Below are 19,211 nucleotides of genomic sequence, written 5' to 3' on the forward strand. Positions count from 1 at the left end.
CTTTCTCTTGCTTAGCTGTTTTATTAGTGTTTGATTTTGTATTATCTGTTTGCATAATCTCTTAATTATTTATAAATTGGAATCGTCATTGCGAGAAAATTACAAAGTAATTGACGAAGCAATCTCAGGAGTTTGTTATTATTTCATGAGATTACCACGCTCCTTTCTCCTTTCATTCGCTCGCAATGACGGCCTAGTATCCACGCAGGCAATATCTCCTCGCAATGACGATAAAAAGTCAAACCACACTATAACTCTTTATCCTTGCCTCAATCTCGCTTCTAAAATGGCGTATCAGCCCTTGAATCGGCCAAGCTGCCGCATCACCTAAAGCACAGATAGTATGCCCCTCTATTTCTTTCGTAACGTTCAGGAGTTCGTCTATCTCAGATTTTTTGACATTACCTTTAACTAGCCGCATCATAACTCGCCACATCCAGCCCGTACCCTCACGGCAAGGAGTACATTGCCCGCAAGATTCATGCATGTAAAATTTACTAAGCCTTGCTATTGCATAAATAATATCGGTAGATTGATCCATAACTATAATACCGCCTGTACCAAGTCCAGAACCTGCTGTTCTTAAACTATCAAAATCCATATCCACTTCACATAATGACTTAGGCAGTAAAGGCACGGAAGAACCACCCGGGATTATGGCTTTAAGATTATCCCATCCACCACGAACACCACCCGCATATTTCTCAATCAATTCTTTTAACGAAATGCCCATTGCTTCCTCAACATTACAAGGCTTGTTAACATGCCCTGATATGCAGAAAATCTTAGTTCCCGTATTGTTAGGTTTACCTATACCAGCAAACCAGCTAGCTCCTCGTCTTAAAATGGTTGGCACTACCGCGATAGACTCAACATTATTTATAGTAGTCGGACAGCCATATAACCCAAAGCCGGCAGGAAAAGGCGGCTTTAAACGAGGCATACCTTTTTTGCCCTCTAAGCTTTCAAGCAATGCCGTTTCTTCGCCACAAATATAAGCACCCGCCCCACGATGTAAATAAATATTACAATCAAAGCCCGAACCACAAGCATTCTTTCCTATTAACCCTTCTTTATAGGCTTCATCTAAGGCGCGCTGAATATTAGAGGCTTCATTATAAAACTCACCTCTAATATAGATATAACAATTATTCGCTCCTATAGCAAAGCTTGCAAGCAAACAACCTTCTATTAATTTGTGCGGCTCAAACCTTAATATATCACGATCCTTACAAGTGCCAGGCTCAGACTCGTCGGCATTTACTACTAAATAGCAAGACTTCTCTAAATTTTTAGGCATAAATGACCATTTCATACCGGTAGAAAATCCGGCACCCCCTCGCCCTCTAAGCCCTGATTTCTTAACCTCTTCAACGATGAAATCTCTACCTTTATCAAGCAAAGCTTTAGTATTCTCCCAATCGCCTCGCTTCTTGCTAGATTTCAAATCATGGCTTTGCTGCCCATGCAGGTTAGTAAAAATTTTGTCTTCTTCTTTTAGCATAAACTATTCTCGTTATGGCTTAAAAACGTCATTGCGAGGAAAAATTGATAATTTTGACGAAGCAATCTCGTGCCAAAATCCTGAGATTGTCATGCAGGCTACGGCCACTCGCAATGACAATGAAGCCGGCCCAAGCAACAATGCCTGCTTGCAATGACGATTCTTTACCTTTCTATTACTTTTTTATTAAACTTCCTATTAACAAACATTGTAAGTATCGGAGCAGAGATAAAAATTGAGGAATAAGTACCGGCTATTATCCCAAAAAATACAAGTACGCTAAAACTACGGATTGCCTCACCGCCAAAAAGAATAAGGGCTAAATTGGCAAGTAGCGTGGTAATGATAGTTAAAATAGTTCTTGATAAAGTCTCATTAATACTTAAATTTATAATTTCCGTGATATTTTTTTTATGATATTTACGTAAATTTTCTCTAATCCTATCATATATTACTACCGAATCATTAACGGAATAACCTATAATAGTTAACACTGCAGCAATAGTACTTAAGTTAAAATCAAGCTTTGTCATACTCATAAACCCAAGAGCGAGTATTACGTCATGCACTAAGGCGATAAGTATACCAAGACCAAAATACCACTCAAAACGCACCCAAATATAAACCATAATCGCTAAGAAAGAGAATAGCATCGCCATAGCCCCCGCTTCTATTAGCTGCCTACCGACTTGCGGACCGACAAAATCTACCTTACGATATTCAAACTTATACGGAAAATTACTTTGTAAAGATCCTTTAATTAACTCAATATTTTTCATGAGATTTTCTTCACTACTACTACCAAATCTAATCGATAAATCACGCTCACTACCGAAATTCTGTAAGACCACCTCACCTATTCCAAGCTTGCCTAGAACCCCACGCATTTTTGGCAAATCAGGAGCTTGATCAAGCCTTATTTCAATAATTATACCGCCGGCAAAATCAATACCGAAATTAAATTTATATATACCGATCCAAATAAAGCTAATGAGTGATAAAATAATTGAGAAAGTGTAACTAACTTTTTTAAAATTCATAAAATCAAAATCGATTTTATTAGGTAAAAGTCTTAAAGGATAAATTTGCATTATTATATATTTTGTTGAATAAGGATTATATTTGTATTATATAGTAAATTCAAAAAGGTTAAATGATTTTTTATGTCAGAAGTAGTAGTAAAAGAACAATTAGAGCAATATATAAGCAAAATAGAAAGATTAGAGCAAGAAAAAGCTGATTTATCTCAAGAAGTAAAAGATATCTTCCAAGATGCTTCTTCACATGGATTTGATGTTAAAGCTATGAAATCTATATTGAAACTAAAGAAATTGGATAAGGATAAACTTGCCGAGCAGGACGCTATGCTTGAGCTTTATAGAGATACTTTAGGGATTTGAGGCATACGTCATTGCGAGGAAATTACGAAGTAATTGACGAAGCAATCTAAGGAGTTTGTTATTATTTCATAAGATTGCCATGCAGCCTACGGTTGCTTGCAATGACGTATTTAGTATTCACGTAGCAATGCACTCTTTCGCAGTAATGACATAAGAGATACAAATATATTTAAGCTTTTGCTACCTTAGTTTTAGCAATAGGGATATGCCTCTCTTTAATTCTAGCCGACTTACCACTTCTATTTCTTAAATAATAAAGTTTAGCACGACGAACTACTCCGTATTTTACTACATCAATAGAGTGTACTATCGGTGAGTAAGTCATAAAGCGTCTTTCGACTCCTTCACCGTGGCTAATTTTACGTACTAAGAAAGATGAAGTAATACCGCGATTTCTTTTTGCGATAACTACACCTTCATAAGCTTGAAATCTTTCCGTTAATTTTTCCTTACCGTCTTTCTCAATCGATCTATCAATAATTTTAACAGTTACCTTAACTGTATCGCCGGCTTCAAAATCAGGAATTTTTTTATTTGCAGTACGCTTTGAAATATTTTCCTGTTCAAAGCGATCAATAATATTCATTTTTTAACTCCTTAACTCTATAAATCTTTAAGTAACTCCGGACGGCGTAATTTAGTAATCATATGTGATTGCTCTTTTTTCCATTCATTAATTAGCCTGTGGTTACCGGATAACAAAACACTCGGTACAGCTCGATCACGCCAAATTTCAGGTCTTGTATATAGGCTGCATTCAAGCCCGCCCTTAAATTCCCCGTCTTCTTCAAAAGACTCAGAAGATAAGGTATTTTGGTTCATTAAAACACCTGGCAGTAGTCTAATTAAGCAATCGAGAATGGTGAGGGTAGGTATTTCTCCGCCGGATAAAATGTAGTCGCCTACACTAATTTCTTTAACATTATACTCTTCAATTACACGTTCGTCAATCCCTTCGTAACGTCCACATAAGAATATGAGGTTTTTATTTTTTAACATCTCTTTAGCAAAGCTTTGGGTAAAGACTCTACCGCGAGGTGAAGGATAATACATTTCAGCATTAGGATTTAAAGCAAGAGCATGATCTATGCTACTGCCTAGAACATCAGGACGCATTATAAGCCCGTTACCACCGCCATAAGCCTCATCATCAATATTTTTATGCTTAGTTAAACCGAAATCTCGAATATTAATAACGTCATATGACCAAATATTTTTATTTAGTGCTTGTCCTGCTAAAGAATGTCCTAGAGTTCCAGGAAACATTTCAGGAAAAACGGTTAAGATTGTGGCATGAAGTATAGACATACGTTTAAAATAGTAGACAGTACCAATTAACGCAATAAAATTATAATTTAATTATTTATCCCACCCACCTGTCCTATAATCTTCTTTTCTTTGTTTTTTAGCAGCAACTGTTGTACCACTCCTAAATGCTTCAGCTTTTTGTTGATGCGTTTTATGAGCTTGATCACTTTGAAATTTTTGAAATTCTGCTTTCTTAGCAGCTTCTATATAATGGACTTGTTATTTTCTCTAAGCATCTCATAGCATCTTTATCTAAACTAATACATGCTTCTTTTGCTTGCTGCTCTATTTTTAATACTGTCTTATAACCTGCTACGTTTTTAGCTATAACTTGCCTCTGCATCAACCCACTTCTAGAATCTTTCTTCATTGCATCATTATATGGATTTATCTTATTATTTTTAATATCCTTTATTTGTTTTTCTGCTTTCTTTTTATCAAAAAATCTTCTGGCATAACTTCCTCCAAAATTTAAGTTAAAACTATATCTATAGTTGCATATATTTCAAAAAAAGTTAATAAAGAAAAATAGAGGTATAAGTAATTAAAAATTAACCAATTTGTGTTATAAAAACTTCATCACTTCCTCAGCGATGATTAGCTCTTCGTTTGTCGGCACAGCGAAAACTTTAACCTTACTGCTTTCAGCGCTTATTAGATGCTCATTTTTTTGGTCTTTTGTATCATCTATTTTAATGCCTAGCCATAAAAGTTTTTCAGTAATCATTTCTCGTATTACAGCGGAATTCTGTCCAACACCGGCAGTAAAAATTAGACAATCAACTCCCTCAAGTGCAGCAGTTAGCGTACCTATTGCAAGTACAATGCGATACACAAATAAATCTATAGCAAATTTAGCATCAGGTGAGTTACTGGCAAACAAAGTACGCATATCGGAGCTTTCACTGGACATACCGAGTAATCCTGATTTCTTATATAGTAACTCGGTTACTTCTTTCGTAATCATTTGCTCATGATCGATAAGATATAACACTACTCCAGGATCAAGGTTACCTGTCCTTGTACCCAACACCGTCAAGTACGCTAAAGCCCATGGAACTTGTTAAACTAAGACCGTTTTTTTAATAGCACATAGACTACTACTGCGCACATAGACTACTACTGCGTCCTAAATGAGCTATAATAGTCTTTGTAGGTAAATCTTCCTTTGTCATTTCGTTAAAATGGCCGCTAACATATTTATATGATAACCCATGAAAACCGTAACGAATTATCCCTTTATCATAATATTTTTTCGGTAAACCGAAAGCTTTTGTAATAGGAGGATTGGTAAAATGAAACGACGTATCAAAACAAGCTATATGTGAGATTTCTTTATATTTTTGAAGAAATAAAGCCAGTACCTGCAAATTATAAGGTTGATGCAAGAGGCTTAGAGGTATTAATGCTCTTAAATCTTCACTAACTTTTTCATTAACAATAACCGGTTTATTAAAAATTTTCCTGCCATGGACAATACGGCGATCGGTTGCAATTAACTTGAGCTTTTCTTGTTTTTTCCACCAATCTTCAAAAAGATCAATAATCATTTCAATAGCATCATCTTTAATGTCGGTAGCAAATGCCTGTGTTTTATTTATATGAAATAATATTTTCTAAAAAAATATTATAAATATTATCCTTAACTTTTTTATTCTGAATTTCAAAAATAGAAATTTTCAAACTAGATGAGCCAGCATTAGCTATTAAAATAACATTTTTCATTATTTACCTGCTTGGATATGTAGCTTCGCCTTAGTGTGATTATAAACAAATGAAGCAAGTACACAGGAAATAATACGCATATCCATAGGATCAGCTCTACTTGTTAAAATAATAGGCACACAGGCTCCAAGAACGATACCCGCCATAACCGCTTGACCCAAATATTTTAGCTGCTTTGCAAGCAAATTGCCTGATTCAAGATCAGGTACTACTAATATATCAGCATTTTCTGAAACTGAAGAGCTAATGCCTTTTGCTTCTGCAGCAAATAAAGAAATAGCAATCAAACGCAAGCGGTCCGTCAAATATAGCATTCGTAATTTGCCCTCTATCTATCATTTTCGATAAAGCAGCAGCATCAAGGATTGTAGGGATTGCAGAAGTTACCGTCTCAACTACCGATAATACCGCAACTCTAACCTGCTTGTCTTCTCTGATCATATGCATTAAATCAATAGCATTCTGCACTATATCACGCTTATCTTCTAGAGTAGGACGAAATATTGCAGCATCGGTAATAATGAACGGTTTTGGCAAGGTAGCAACTGCCATTAAGAAAGCATGGCTTATACGACGTTCAGTACGTAGTCCATTCTCCTTATAAACTACCGCAGACATAAGCTTATCAGTATGAAGCGCCCCCTCTTGGCATAATAGCCGCAACTTCCCTTTTCTTCGCAAGCTCTATGGCTTTTTTTGCTGCTTCATGGCTATGCTCAACATTAATTACTTGATAATCCTCAAGATCGACATTATTAACTGTTGCTACTGATTCAATTTTATGTTGTGGACCAATCAAGACCGGTTTTATTACATTAAATTATGCCGCTCTAACTGCACCGAGTAATGATTCTTTATCGATCGGATGAACTACTGCAGTTTTAACAGGCTTAAAGCCGTCGGCTCTAAGTAATAGATCGATGAAATGCTTTACTGCTTCATCACAATCAGGATCGTTGATTTCTTTTGGAGGAGTATAAGTAGTACCTAATTTCTTAGCTAGAATGGCATCTAAAAAAGTCTCGTTTATTATATGTTGCTTCTTCATAAACCCCTTAATAAATTAATCACTAACTTAATTAGATAGTATATAAGTTAATTAATAAAGGGAAAACTAATTATTGTTTTTAGCGGGCATTTCTTAAATGCTATTAACGCAACATAACGCAACAGTGTATATTCGAATTCCGTGTAGGCATTGTTGCGTAGTTCGAAAAAGACCCTTTAATGTCATTCCCGCGGAAACGAGAATCCAGTAAAGCATAAAAAACTTGTTTTTTATATGCTTATTTTATCAAATATGTAACTTCTGTATCAATATTGAAGTTATTTTTCTGGATTCCTGCTTTCGCAGGAATTACATAAGAGCTATATATCAATCATTTAAATAATTTCCAATTTCGTTCTTGCGGTGGAGAAGCTTCTCTTCCTTCAGAAAAAAATCATTAGTAGGATTTGAGCTTAGTTCTGTAAATAGTTCTTCCCAACTTTTTGCGGTTTTAAGCTTTAATCTGATGATAAATACTTGAGTTCTTCAGAACCATTTTTAGTTTGATCGTTCATCAATATGTTTGTTTTTACATATTCTATATACTATAATTGTTTAAAAAAACAATTATTAGTTATTCTAACTTCATATTTCTTAAATGATCTTCTAATTTTCTTAGCTTTCTACCCTCGTTTACTATAGGCTTTAAATAGGTTTGCATTTTGGCATTTTCTCTATATTTATTAATCTTATCGATCTGAGCATTGACTTCATCGGTAATGGCTTGCTTTCTATCCTCTATTTTATTTAATACTTCAGTACTATATTCATAATTTTTAACATCAGCATTAAAGTTATTAAGCTCTTCCGTAATCTTTTGGTCTATTTCAGCTCCCTCGGCGGTATCTTTAACTTTTTGTGCTATTAATGCCGGTATTTCTTCGATCTTGATATCATCTCTTTTGAAATGATCTTTAAGCTCTTTATAAGTTTGCTCTAAATTTTCCTGGGCTTTCTCGTGCATAATATCATAATGCTCTTGGCGACGAATATATCGATCTCCATCTATAAATTCTGCATGTTTTCTATGAGCGTTATCTATCATATCGCGCATCTGAGAATCAGTAGCTTTCTCACGCATAAATCTGTCGCCCATCATTACCGGTTCACCTTCCTCAAATAACCTACCATGCACCTCATGAATAAGCTTTCTTTGAGCTAATTCTTGATAATATTCCACATCACTATGTCTACCTGCTTTTTCTAGTCTTGCTAGATATTCCGGTGATAATATATCTGCTTGAGCAGCTAGCGCCTCCTTATTAATATGCATTTGGAGCTCTTCATGTTCTCGTGCTTTTTCATCATCTTTTAATTTTTCGCTATAAGTTCTAAGCCTTGGATCGTTATATTCAAAATCATGCCATTCGGCACTGGTTAGATTACCCTCATAAGCATCACGTAAATCTTTACCGACTATTGCAGTTAAAGCTCCTCTTTTTATTCCTGTATAACCTGCATATATTTTTTCGCCTATACCTACACGCTTTTCTTCTTTTAATTTACGTTTTGTATCAATACGATGCTCTATCTCTTGCCAACTTCTAAGCACTCCTATATTCTTACCGAACAGACCAACACCTCGCCCGGACATTTCTTGGTGAACATTTTTATAAGCATCTTGATAATCTCTAGTAAAGTTTGCATCGCTAGCGAGTTCACGTAAGTTAGCATCTTTTAATGACTTATCAAGCTCAGCTTTTTGTTCTTTACTTAAAGCAGCGTAATCTTTCACTCCATATTTATTTGCAGCAATTTTATCTCGAAGCTGAGTAAACTTCATTTGCGATAGTTCTTTTGCTTTTAATTCATTCCCCTTAGGTAAATGCTTTAATAATCCTGCAATACCGTTTTCATAATCCGTAATAGCATTCATTTTTACATCTTTAGAATCTATACCGTATTTTCTCTTAACCTCATTTTGTACGGTTTTATTTGCTGAAGAACCAAGAGCTTGCTTTTCAAGCCTTCCCATCATCATATTTTCAAATTTCTCGGCAAAAAACATACGAGCTTGCTCTTTCCCTGCACTTACACGGCTAGTTACAGGTGCACTTACCGTCTTAGCCACATAATTTAGCGGTCTATTCATTTGTTTCGCTGCAGATTCGTAAGATTCCTGATTAACTTTTTGTATTTCTGTTAAATTACCTGAAGTACCGGCAATAAATTGTGCCGTCGATATAGCAGTATCGTTAAATTTACTTAGCAAATAAATAGACACAAAAATTAGTAATATCCCGTCAAGTTGGACAAATTTCCCATTTATAAAATTACTAATTCTTTTTGCATCTTTAACTAAATCTAAAAATGGTAATTCAATATAGCGTTCATCTATACACTCATACGCAGCACAATGCTTACATTTATCAGGGTCATTCTTACAAGAATCATCTACTATTATATGATCTTTAGGAACTAATATATTTGCTTTGTGGAAATTATTTATACCACCTTTCATCGGTACTGGGAACCACCAATAAAATATTGAATGACCCAGGCTTGGATCTATATCCTCAAGGAAGCTACCGAATATTTCATTTATCGGACCTAAATTAGGAAAATCATGTTTACATACTGCAAAACCAAGCGTTGAATATATTTCGGTTCTGATGATCATTGAAATAAAAGCGATACCGGTAAATAAAATTATAGGCTGTAATGCATATGATATTAATTGTCTTAACCAATTCTCAAATAACGAACGAGTTATATTAAACAACATGAAACAAATAAATATCGGTCCCATAATTATAATCATACCGATAGTTATAAGAGCGGTGAGATAGATAATAGTGGCTTTAAATATAAGCAAGAAAATAAAATATAAGGCTATTAAATATAGAATGATATATATAAAACCAAGCCAATCAACAAATAGTAAAGAAAATAATTTAGATAAAGTTTGAGGAGCAATAAGTAACCCAAGCAAGCTTTGAGAACCGGGACCGGTAGCCGAAGCTTCATTAATTATTTGCAGTATTTGCTGAACCCCATCAATAAAAAATACGAATAAATAATCATGAAAAAATGTCCAAGCTTTATCCGTACTTAATAATATTGAGACTATACTAACTTTTAATATTCTAACTATAAGTTCGACATGAGTAAGGTTTATATTACCTATTAAAAAGGAAAAGCCTGTAAACATTATATATAGAGTTAAAATAGCCGAGACACTCATCCTATAACCCGACGTATCAATTATTTGTTGATAAGTTTTCTTTATAATCCCATCCTTACCAAATAATACTCCTTTTATTAAATCCGTTAAAAATTGTAGCGGATCGGGTCTAGTATCAGTAACTCCGGACTTTATTACTAATCTATATTGCCCGCTATTATCATTATAAAATTTATCTATAATCTTAAAATAAAGAGGAGATTGAGCATATTTTGACTTATCTTCACCTTTATATTGATAATTTATACCACCGGCTTCCAAGAATTGTCCTGTACTACTAGTACTATAAAATTCATAGCCCGAAGTAAGCTCCTCTCCTAAATGCTGAGTTATACCTTGCGGTTTACGCTGTGAGTCCGGTGAAATATTGGGATCGGTATTTTTAGCGGCAATAAGAAAATAAAGCCCGACACCGTTTGTCATTATACATGGAGCATTACTAATCATTGCATCATTTTGATTTGCGGGATTAGGAGTACACATATCAAGTCTAGTATTATCCCAAAAAGTACACGGTTGTAGCTTAACGCAAAAAGCAGCCAAAGTAGTTGTGTTATTTTTTTGACCATACCATGGACACCATGCAGATAACTGACCTGAAGTATTTTTATCGCCAAGTATATAACTCCACGGTCTTACCATAATGGTTAAAGGATAGCCGTTTACTTTATAAGCACTATCACGCCATGGTGCTACCTGATTACCTTCCTGTCTTGAAGTAATTTCTTCCGGATCATATCTAGCAGAGACATTGAATTTGATAAAACCGAAATCATCAGGGTCAATACAAGTATCGCCGGTACAACCGGAAAGCAACAATAGCGATATTAATAATGTAATAAAAATATTTTTGTTCATTTATTATGTGTTATTTCCATATGTCTTAATTTCAATGTAATTGCGAGCGACCATAGGGAGCGTGGCAATCTCATGAAGCAGTACTAAATTCCTGAGATTGCTTTGTCAATTGCTATGCAATTTCCTCGCAATGACGGTGAAAATATTTACAATTATTCTTTCTTCTCTCCTTCCTCTTTCTTCACATCATTACGCTCAGCAAGAAATTTATTTGTAAATTCACCACCTACTTCCGGTTTTCTAGCTTTATAATTTTGATCAATGATCTTGTCTTTGAAAACTCTAGCCGGAGCCATTGCAGCCTTTTTAATCGGTTTTGTTACTGAAGCTATATCATGCATAACGGCTCCCACAGGATCAGAACGTTCTTGATAATTTCCTGATATTCGTGCCGGTGTAACATTTGTAAGCATTCCAACTACTATATTTACAAAAGTTACTAAACTATATGACATCAAGCAATATGAATAAAATAATAAAGCCGTAGTAAATAATACTAAGAAAGTATTAGCATTGTTCGTTAGAATATTCGAGCTACTAATTTCTGGAACATCCGGTACATAGAAAGGTATTCCGGGTAAGAACGGTAATGTAAAAGAGAAATTAATCGGAATACCAAGATTTGTTAAATCAAGCCCTATTTTTATTGGTATAAGAGTATCCCAACAGGCTCTAACTACCACTTTTAAAAGCTGCTCAGATAAAACCTGATCTATCAATAAAAAGAAAACCAATAATATTGTCGGCTGCACTACATAGCTAAGCAATATCGATATCCAATTATCAAATAAACTTTTAGTTTTTTCAAATAACATTAATATTATAAAAAACGGTGCCAATGAAATCATAACAGTTACCCCTATGAATGCAATAACATAACCTATTATAACTTCTAAAATAGCTCTAAAATAAGTAATAAGTGAATAAATGGTTATAATAGCGATAAATGCTAAACCATTATGTATTTGTAATAATTCAATAAATAGTAATCCCCAAATCCTACCGTTAGTATATTTATCAAATATAGGATCAATAAAACCAAAAATATTAGATCTAGAGCTTGTAGCACCTACTACGTTAGTTACAAAGAAATCAATACCGTCAGTAAATGCACTAAAGAAGTATGTATTAAAGAAGCTCCAACTTTCTTCTCTAATTAAAAAAGCTACTATAGCTATTTTGCATATACGTGTTATTACTTCTACGGCAGTTAATTTTAATGCTCCTGTAACGAACATTAGCCCAAATATAGTAACATAAAGGGTTAATGCAGCTTTAGCTAAATTCTGCACTGCAGAATTTTTAACTAACTTAATATAAAAGTTTTGACTAAAAGTTCTAAACTGATCGGTAATAGGTTTAATAGCACCGTTATATATTATATCAGAAAACCAAGTTGTACCGGTATAATTAGCATAATTTACACTAACTACCCCTTGTATATTACTATTAGGATTTACCACCCTTAACCATAAATATCCATCTTGCGGGGCATCAGTCGCAAAGTTATAATCTACCGGCGTACCACGAACAGATGGATCAGGTAATGTACCATCAGACGTTATTAAATATTCTAACTTTATATTTTGTTGATCATCAGGATTAATTGAATTTGCCCCATGACCTATTTCAACAATCATCGAATAACAACCAAAATATAAAAAATTAGCTGACCAATCATTCTTATTTATATAATCTACAAAACTAGCATAATTTGAAAAATTTTGGCTCCAATCACTCATTAAAACTGAATTACTAAACATGTTACTAACTTGCCAATCGCTAGTAAAATCCATAGTACCACCACTAGTGGCTTGATAATATATAAAGCTACTTTGAGTACTGCCTGAATTTACAAAACTCTGATCTCTTCCCTTAATAATCTGCCCGCCTACTTTAATTATCATCCCTCTACCTTGATCGTAATAGCAAGCAGGGCTAGTATTTATACCGGCATTAGCAGGACAAGCCTTAATTAAGCCCATGAAATACTGTACCGCTCCCGTTATCATAGGCTTACCGACTATTACTCCATTATCGGTATTTTTATACTTTGTAGCAGTACCCGTGCCGCTACATACACTTTTTCTTTCCTCATCTATCATATTACACACCTGCTCTGCAGAAGAGTAAATTATTCTATTATCAAAATCTCCAAGGTTACTTTGAGTATAAAGTGCAGAAGCAGCGAATATCGAGCTATCAAGTTCCTGTGTTAAAATATTATCTACGGTATTAGGAAGTTTTAGAGTATTAGGGCTAAAAAAATTATCTTTACCAACTAAACTAATATTTACTACATCGCCGGCCTTAACTTCAATTCTCGAATTACCGTTAGAATAGTTAAAATATTTAACAAAATCAGACATTTTAGTAAATGAAAGTGCATCAAGGTCTTTATCAGGCGGTATAGTCCCCGGTGTTTCACTGTTATTGTCCGTAACAAAACGAGGAAATCCTAAAGCTTCAAATTGTAATTTAGAATAATTATAAGTTTTAATGAAAACTTGCGGCATACTAAACCTTGGATCAATTCTATATAATACTAGATATTTTCTAGGTTCAGGAGTAATACCTGAAGTAGACCAATTTATTTTTAACAATTTACCTTTCTGAACAGTATTACCTGTTGATTGCCAAATTCCGGCTGTAGATAAACTAATTCCTATATTACCCTCTTGAAAACTTGTAAATTCAGGCACTTCTAAACAACCGAATAAGCTTTTTAACCCGCCAAAACTGGTTGACATCCATGAAAAAGCATCATCGGCTTTAGCTGGCATCGCCATAAACAAAACTAATAAAACTAAACTCTTAAGAATTTTCATAATTTTAAATTGTTATCCAACACGTGATACCGTGGCTTGTCCATAGTATTAAATAGTAAACCTGTCATTGCGAGCAGCTGTATGGCTGCGCGGCAATCTCATGAAATAACTCCTGAAATTGCTTTGTCAATTATTTCATAATTTCCTCGCAATGACGATTTTCGATTCACCCTCTATTTCGGTGTTTCAGGTTTAGGTGATTCTTCATTTGTCTTCTCGCCCCCTTCTTTTGGCGTATTTTTCCTATTTGTCTCAGCCTGATCTAATGTCTTATTGCGTTGTTTTAATCGTGCTTCCGCTCTACCGGTAATACCTTGTCTTGTTTTATCATCCATTCCTATTGAACTTAATGCTTTTTGTCCTGCATCATGAGACATTTTACCACCAATTTCAGTAGCCGAAGGCCCAACAGCATTAGTTAATTTTACTACCATACGTCCTGAAAATTCGACATAACCGTACATACCGTAAGCAATAATAACTAGAGCTACGATATTTTGCATATTTACTCCCATCATACCCGACATATAATCCATTCCCCAAGGGGCAAACCAATTAATACAGAAGATAGGTACATTCAGCAAGGCAATAGGTAAAATAGTACCGATAAACGGAATTTTTATCGGTAAAGCACATTTCCAACACACGCTATAACCTAAAACAAAATCCAGATAAATGGTAAATAGTTGTGTTAGCACTATAATACCTGCCATCATAACTACCGGTTCTATCATATAGCGGATCGTAAACCTCACCCAATTATCAAATAAATACCTAGTAAAATCAAATAATAAGAAACTAATAAATAAAGGGGCTATACCGATTAATATACAAGTTGCCATAAATGCCATAATATAAACGGCAACAGCTCTAAACGCCGTAATAATTACTATACCAACCGCAATAAAAGTAATTATAAAATATATAATACCGCTAAGCCCAAGAGAAAGAAGCGCAAGTAATTGAGCGATAAAGGTTTGACTAAAAAATATTTTACTCATTACTGCATCTAAAAACATGAAAGGATTAGAAATAGTATTAGTAGAAGTAAATAAACTATATCCACTCATATTAGCAATAATTGAGTCTGAAAAATTGGTAATTGCATCAAAAAGATAGTTATTGAAAAATTCAAAGGTATTACCGTTCATAAGTCCGCTAACTACCCCGATTTTTGCTATTCTAATTACTAGCTCTTTTTGGTTTATCTTAGCAAAACCAAGCAAAAACATTGCTCCGTAAGTCATCACATACAGAATTAAAATTGCTTTAATATAGGTAAAAAAGTTAGTACAGGACGAACTATCATTAGCTTTATAACATACCATATTTTTAAAAATAGAAGTAGCAGCCCCTTGCACTTTAGTTTTAAATAACTGAAGTAACGGATTCATTACTTTAATAGTAAAACTTCCTACTTTTAAGGATGTTGAGAAATGTACTTTATAGCTACCTTCACTATCTTTATAGTCCCTTAAATTATTACCAGGATCATTTAGAATTTTCATCCATATATAACCCGCCTCATTTGCGTTAAAGCTATATTTACCTTCACTATCAACGCTGATTCCTTGAGGTGAATAGGTTTTACCGCTAGTATTCGGGTTTTCTGAAGGCTTTACTATTATGTATTGCACTCGTCCTCGATCATCAAAAGTATCGTTAAAACTATTACCGTTTTCTCTATAGCATTTAGTCTGTTTAATATTTAAAACGTATCCTCCCGTATTCTTACTACTATCTTGTGAGGTAGGAGACCACAGCCTATATTGTAAATAACTTTTTGCAATATTACTGTTAAAAGGTATATTATATATAACTTTATATAAATATTTACCATCTTTATCTTTATAGTCAGACGGTTGATCTGTATCTGCAACAAATTTAGCAAATTCTAGCTTAGAAGGCAGAGCTTGACTTATAGAACCCGCATCATTCATTTGATATATTAATCCAGTTGGTCCTTTGCCTCCTTTACCGTCCGCCGTATACCAAAATCTCCGATTCTTTTGAAAATCTCCATCGCTACATATGCCCGAAGTACAATGTACACCTCCAATATAATCTTTATCTTTTGGACTACGGTTGCCAATCATATCAGGGCATTGATCAACTGGAGGAATATTAGCATTATAAGAACATTGAAGGGCTGAATAGTCGATAAATAATTTACCTGTGTTGTCAGACCACGAAAATGTAAAACTCTCATCATCTAGATAGTTTTCTGGTGCTGGTCTCGTTATATTAACCCAAGCCATACATTTGTTTGTACATTCTGGTATCTTATTACAATAAGGACTACAGCCTAATAATCCCCAGTCGCAACCTATGCTCTCATACCAGGTAGGGCACCTCCATGTGACTTGACAATTCCAATACTTCTCTTTTAACTCGCAAGCATTGACATACTCACCTGAATAAATAGAATATTTTCCACAAATTGGATTATAAGTAGTTTGATTCTCTGAACAATCTTTCGTAACTTCAGCACCTTTAAAAGCATCTTTAACTGTCGCATCCGTATTGGCAAAATTAGGAGATACGGAAACTAAAACTCTATCATTGGCGTATAATTCGGCAATATTACGCCATTCATTATTTTTTGCATCCATTATTAGAGAGACAGGTGGATTATTTGTATCGTTAATACGAGGAATCGGGATCATTTGACCGTTATCGTCTAAATTAGATCCAGCCCCTGTACGTTGTAAATTATCTTTCGGTATATAAGCTAAACACAAACTAACCTGACCGACCACTTGTAAATTCACCGGTTGGCTGTTTTCTACTAGCACCTGAGTATTTAGCCATTCACCGTAACGAGTAGGATCAGGAATAAGCAGAGTCGTGCCGTCGGACAACATCTTAGCAGTGTATACATAATTAGCATTAGCATTAAGGGTTATAGTACCGGTTATTGAATCCGCCCCTCCTTGACCGTCCGACTCATATCTCATGTAGCAGCTGTTACCGACTTTTACTGCTCCTATCATACCAAGTGCTGCAAAAATAAAGCAAACTAACGTTGCTACTATAGCAAGTACTCCTAAAACTTTTAATAAGTTACCCTGCATATTCTATCATTTACCTCCACCCGAACCGCTTGCTAAATCCCCGTCTTGCTGCTCTCCCTCTTTACGCTTACCTCTAACACCTGGCTTATCTCCTACCAGCGGCTTACCTTGCGAAGCCATAGCAGCATCCTTAAGGAAAGCTGCTCCTTTCTTTACTAAACCAACGATTTTAGTGGGACTTGCCGTTACTGCATCCATATTAGGACCATTAGTTAAATCAGAAACAAATCGCCCTATAGATTTAGAGAAGTAATAAAAAATAACCGAAAATACTAATACGCATAAAAGTTCTGCTAAAATAGATACAACATCTCTAACAATTGATTTTATTGGAAAAAGTATCAATAAATGCTCTTCCCAACCTTTACCTGCATAATATTCTAACATTTTATATCCAAAACTTTCCTGACATTGATCTGCCCCGCCAACAGGAAGCCTTAACTCAAAAGTACTAAATCTAATATCCCCTTTTTCATAATCATATCTAAGGAATTCACAATTTTTAAATATTGCGGAATCATACATAGTTATTAATAAAGCTATAAAACCTGCTACTACTGCCGGCTGCAATGCACATGAAATACATACTTTTAGCCACCCGTCAAAATAAGCTTTTGTACGAGTAAATAGAGCCATAGGAATGAATATAGGAGAAATATATGTCATAACGTAAATAGTAATCATGCAAACTAAATAATGCGTAATAAAATATAAAAGTATAGATAAAAATATTACAGAAAATACTAAACCTGCTGCAAGTATAATAATGTTTCCGGCCATAAAGAATCCAAACATAACGGTAAAAAATCTAAGTGCTCCTGCTTTACTTAAATCCTTCGGTCTGTCATTTTTGCCTTCAGGATCAAAATTAGGTATAGGTGTATTATTACCACGGGGACCATTGCCGACCACATTCCCTAACACTCCATTCTTATCTATATTATAAAGTAAATCCAAGCCAAGATAATAACCTATACGGCAATCAATCGCGTCCCATAAACCGTAAAATTTATAACCGTCCTTATACTTTGAATTATCAAATTGACATAATCCTCTAGAACCTGCGGCATTAAAGATCATCTGTGCAAAGTCCGGTGCTGCTCCTATCAAAATAGGTAATCCATATTTTAACATACCGTTTTCTTTTGTCGGCTGACCGCCGCTAAAATCTAAAGGTCCAAGACCGATAGAAAAATAAGCAACAAATAAGAATTTTATTACAAAAAGAGCTATTTTTTCAGTACTTGCATATTCTGTATTTAGAGCCATATTAAAGGCAAAAAACATAGTATAAAGAATTAATGCCGCACCTATCATTCTCTTTAAATAACCTTGAAACGTAGAAAAAGCAGCAAGATTAGTTATTCTAGAATTTTGATCTTGAGCACTACAACTCTTTCCAGCAAAAAATATTTTATTAAGCGTTGCGCTCAAACACTGAACTGCAAGACCGGAAAAATTAATTAACGATTGACTATAATTTGCTCCCGTATAGCAACTTTTTCCTATATTACAATTCTCATCCTCAGGAGGAGGTGGAGTCGGTGTAGCACTCAAAGATTTACATGCTACCGGCATCGGTCCCCTTGACGTAGGCATAACTAAACATAGATCATTATCCCATTTTTTAACCGTTAAAACGATATTCTTTAATACAGGATTTGCTCCAAGATCAGGATTATTATCGGTACTTAAATCACTAATCTTTTTAGAGTCACCTTCATTTAAAGTATACATGGTGCAAGGACTACTACTACCTTCTACATTTTTAAAACAAAACGTTATACTAGACGCAACTGAGTTACAATTACCTCTCGGATCTTTCATATCAATATTACGAATTATATAGCCATATGCCGTGTCCGTTTCTAAATACCCATCTGCAGTAGTCGGTAAACTAGAACATGATTCTCCAAAGCCGGCAAAGCTAGCTAAGCTTACAGACGCTATACAAACTATAATAAATATCTTTAAGGTTTTAAGAGTTTTCATTAGAACTATTATCTTTTTTTTCTGTTACTACGCCGCTTTTTACTAACTCATCCCATGCCTTTTCAGCATTTGCACGTCGTTCTGATATTTCTCCTCCTTCTTGTTCTCTTACTCTTCCTCCTCCACTTGCTACTAGTTCATTCCATGCTTTTTCTACTTTTACACGTTTATCTCGAATCTCTGCATTTTCCCGTATCTGTTTTACGCCTATCGGATTATCATGTTCCTTTAAGTTAAAACTATAATCAATTACTCCTGTACCTTTACTTGTGCTGTCAACTTTTTCTTGT

The 19,211-nt window shown here is 34.7% G+C and carries 10 protein-coding genes and 3 pseudogenes; 1 reads left to right on the forward strand and 12 read right to left on the reverse strand.

Going from position 1 to position 19,211, the window contains the following annotated elements; translation table 11 throughout:
* Window positions 1-238: 238 nt before the first annotated feature.
* Together nuoF and secF are read right to left on the reverse strand one after the other, a co-directional pair.
* Window positions 239-1,504, reverse strand: a complete 1,266-nt coding sequence (gene nuoF / locus TENJIKU01_RS04370; RefSeq protein WP_064429345.1) for an NADH-quinone oxidoreductase subunit NuoF — start codon at window positions 1,502-1,504, stop codon at window positions 239-241.
* A 164-nt stretch (window positions 1,505-1,668) separates the two neighbouring features.
* A complete protein-coding gene (gene secF / locus TENJIKU01_RS04375; protein WP_064429346.1) occupies window positions 1,669-2,595 on the reverse strand; it encodes a protein translocase subunit SecF in 927 nt (308 codons plus the stop codon).
* A 72-nt stretch (window positions 2,596-2,667) separates the two neighbouring features.
* Here secF and TENJIKU01_RS04380 point away from each other — a divergent pair, with 72 nt between their 5' ends.
* Window positions 2,668-2,904, forward strand: a complete 237-nt coding sequence (locus TENJIKU01_RS04380; protein ID WP_004996682.1) for a DUF2312 domain-containing protein — start codon at window positions 2,668-2,670, stop codon at window positions 2,902-2,904.
* A gap of 169 nt (window positions 2,905-3,073) precedes the next feature.
* Here TENJIKU01_RS04380 and rplS read toward each other — a convergent pair whose 3' ends face one another.
* From rplS to TENJIKU01_RS04430, 10 genes and pseudogenes are all read right to left on the reverse strand, one after another.
* Entirely contained in the window at window positions 3,074-3,490 is a 417-nt protein-coding gene (rplS, locus tag TENJIKU01_RS04385; RefSeq protein ID WP_064429347.1) for a 50S ribosomal protein L19, read from the reverse strand.
* A 17-nt stretch (window positions 3,491-3,507) separates the two neighbouring features.
* Window positions 3,508-4,212, reverse strand: coding sequence for a tRNA (guanosine(37)-N1)-methyltransferase TrmD (gene trmD, locus TENJIKU01_RS04390; RefSeq protein WP_004996686.1), 705 nt, complete (start codon window positions 4,210-4,212; stop codon window positions 3,508-3,510).
* A 193-nt stretch (window positions 4,213-4,405) separates the two neighbouring features.
* Window positions 4,406-4,582: a hypothetical protein gene (locus TENJIKU01_RS08925; RefSeq protein ID WP_172795041.1), complete on the reverse strand. Its 177-nt coding sequence runs from the start codon at window positions 4,580-4,582 to the stop codon at window positions 4,406-4,408.
* A 195-nt stretch (window positions 4,583-4,777) separates the two neighbouring features.
* Window positions 4,778-5,937: pseudogene (locus tag TENJIKU01_RS04400) on the reverse strand (acetate/propionate family kinase).
* A pseudogene (locus TENJIKU01_RS04405) lies at window positions 5,937-6,985 on the reverse strand (phosphate acetyltransferase). The pseudogenes TENJIKU01_RS04400 and TENJIKU01_RS04405 overlap by 1 nt, the downstream one beginning before the upstream one ends.
* Window positions 6,986-7,559: 574 nt before the next feature.
* Window positions 7,560-11,027, reverse strand: coding sequence for a type IV secretion system protein (locus TENJIKU01_RS04410; protein WP_064429348.1), 3,468 nt, complete (start codon window positions 11,025-11,027; stop codon window positions 7,560-7,562).
* A 152-nt stretch (window positions 11,028-11,179) separates the two neighbouring features.
* Window positions 11,180-13,855 carry a type IV secretion system protein gene (locus tag TENJIKU01_RS04415; protein WP_064429349.1) on the reverse strand — a complete coding sequence of 892 codons (2,676 nt, stop codon included), beginning with the start codon at window positions 13,853-13,855 and terminating at the stop codon, window positions 11,180-11,182.
* Between the two features lie 173 nt (window positions 13,856-14,028).
* Entirely contained in the window at window positions 14,029-16,929 is a 2,901-nt protein-coding gene (locus TENJIKU01_RS04420) for a type IV secretion system protein (protein WP_064429350.1), read from the reverse strand.
* Window positions 16,930-16,935: 6 nt separating this feature from the next.
* On the reverse strand, window positions 16,936-18,921 hold the full coding sequence (locus TENJIKU01_RS04425) for a type IV secretion system protein (protein WP_064429351.1): 1,986 nt from the start codon (window positions 18,919-18,921) through the stop codon (window positions 16,936-16,938).
* Window positions 18,908-19,211: pseudogene (locus tag TENJIKU01_RS04430) on the reverse strand (hypothetical protein); the annotation flags it as partial. The pseudogene TENJIKU01_RS04430 and the gene TENJIKU01_RS04425, both read right to left, overlap by 14 nt.

Source organism: Rickettsia sp. Tenjiku01 (assembly GCF_001653015.1).
In the GTDB taxonomy this organism is placed as follows: Bacteria; Pseudomonadota; Alphaproteobacteria; order Rickettsiales; family Rickettsiaceae; genus Rickettsia; species Rickettsia rickettsii.

Excerpts from the sequence above, each read along its gene's own strand:
- nuoF (WP_064429345.1), bottom strand. The coding sequence starts at position 1,504 with ATGCTAAAAGAAGAAGACAAAATTTTTACTAACCTGCATGGGCAGCAA.
- secF (WP_064429346.1), bottom strand. The coding sequence starts at position 2,595 with ATGCAAATTTATCCTTTAAGACTTTTACCTAATAAAATCGATTTTGAT.
- TENJIKU01_RS04380 (WP_004996682.1), top strand. The coding sequence starts at position 2,668 with ATGTCAGAAGTAGTAGTAAAAGAACAATTAGAGCAATATATAAGCAAA.
- rplS (WP_064429347.1), bottom strand. The coding sequence starts at position 3,490 with ATGAATATTATTGATCGCTTTGAACAGGAAAATATTTCAAAGCGTACT.
- trmD (WP_004996686.1), bottom strand. The coding sequence starts at position 4,212 with ATGTCTATACTTCATGCCACAATCTTAACCGTTTTTCCTGAAATGTTT.
- TENJIKU01_RS08925 (WP_172795041.1), bottom strand. The coding sequence starts at position 4,582 with ATGAAGAAAGATTCTAGAAGTGGGTTGATGCAGAGGCAAGTTATAGCT.
- TENJIKU01_RS04410 (WP_064429348.1), bottom strand. The coding sequence starts at position 11,027 with ATGAACAAAAATATTTTTATTACATTATTAATATCGCTATTGTTGCTT.
- TENJIKU01_RS04415 (WP_064429349.1), bottom strand. The coding sequence starts at position 13,855 with ATGAAAATTCTTAAGAGTTTAGTTTTATTAGTTTTGTTTATGGCGATG.
- TENJIKU01_RS04420 (WP_064429350.1), bottom strand. The coding sequence starts at position 16,929 with ATGCAGGGTAACTTATTAAAAGTTTTAGGAGTACTTGCTATAGTAGCA.
- TENJIKU01_RS04425 (WP_064429351.1), bottom strand. The coding sequence starts at position 18,921 with ATGAAAACTCTTAAAACCTTAAAGATATTTATTATAGTTTGTATAGCG.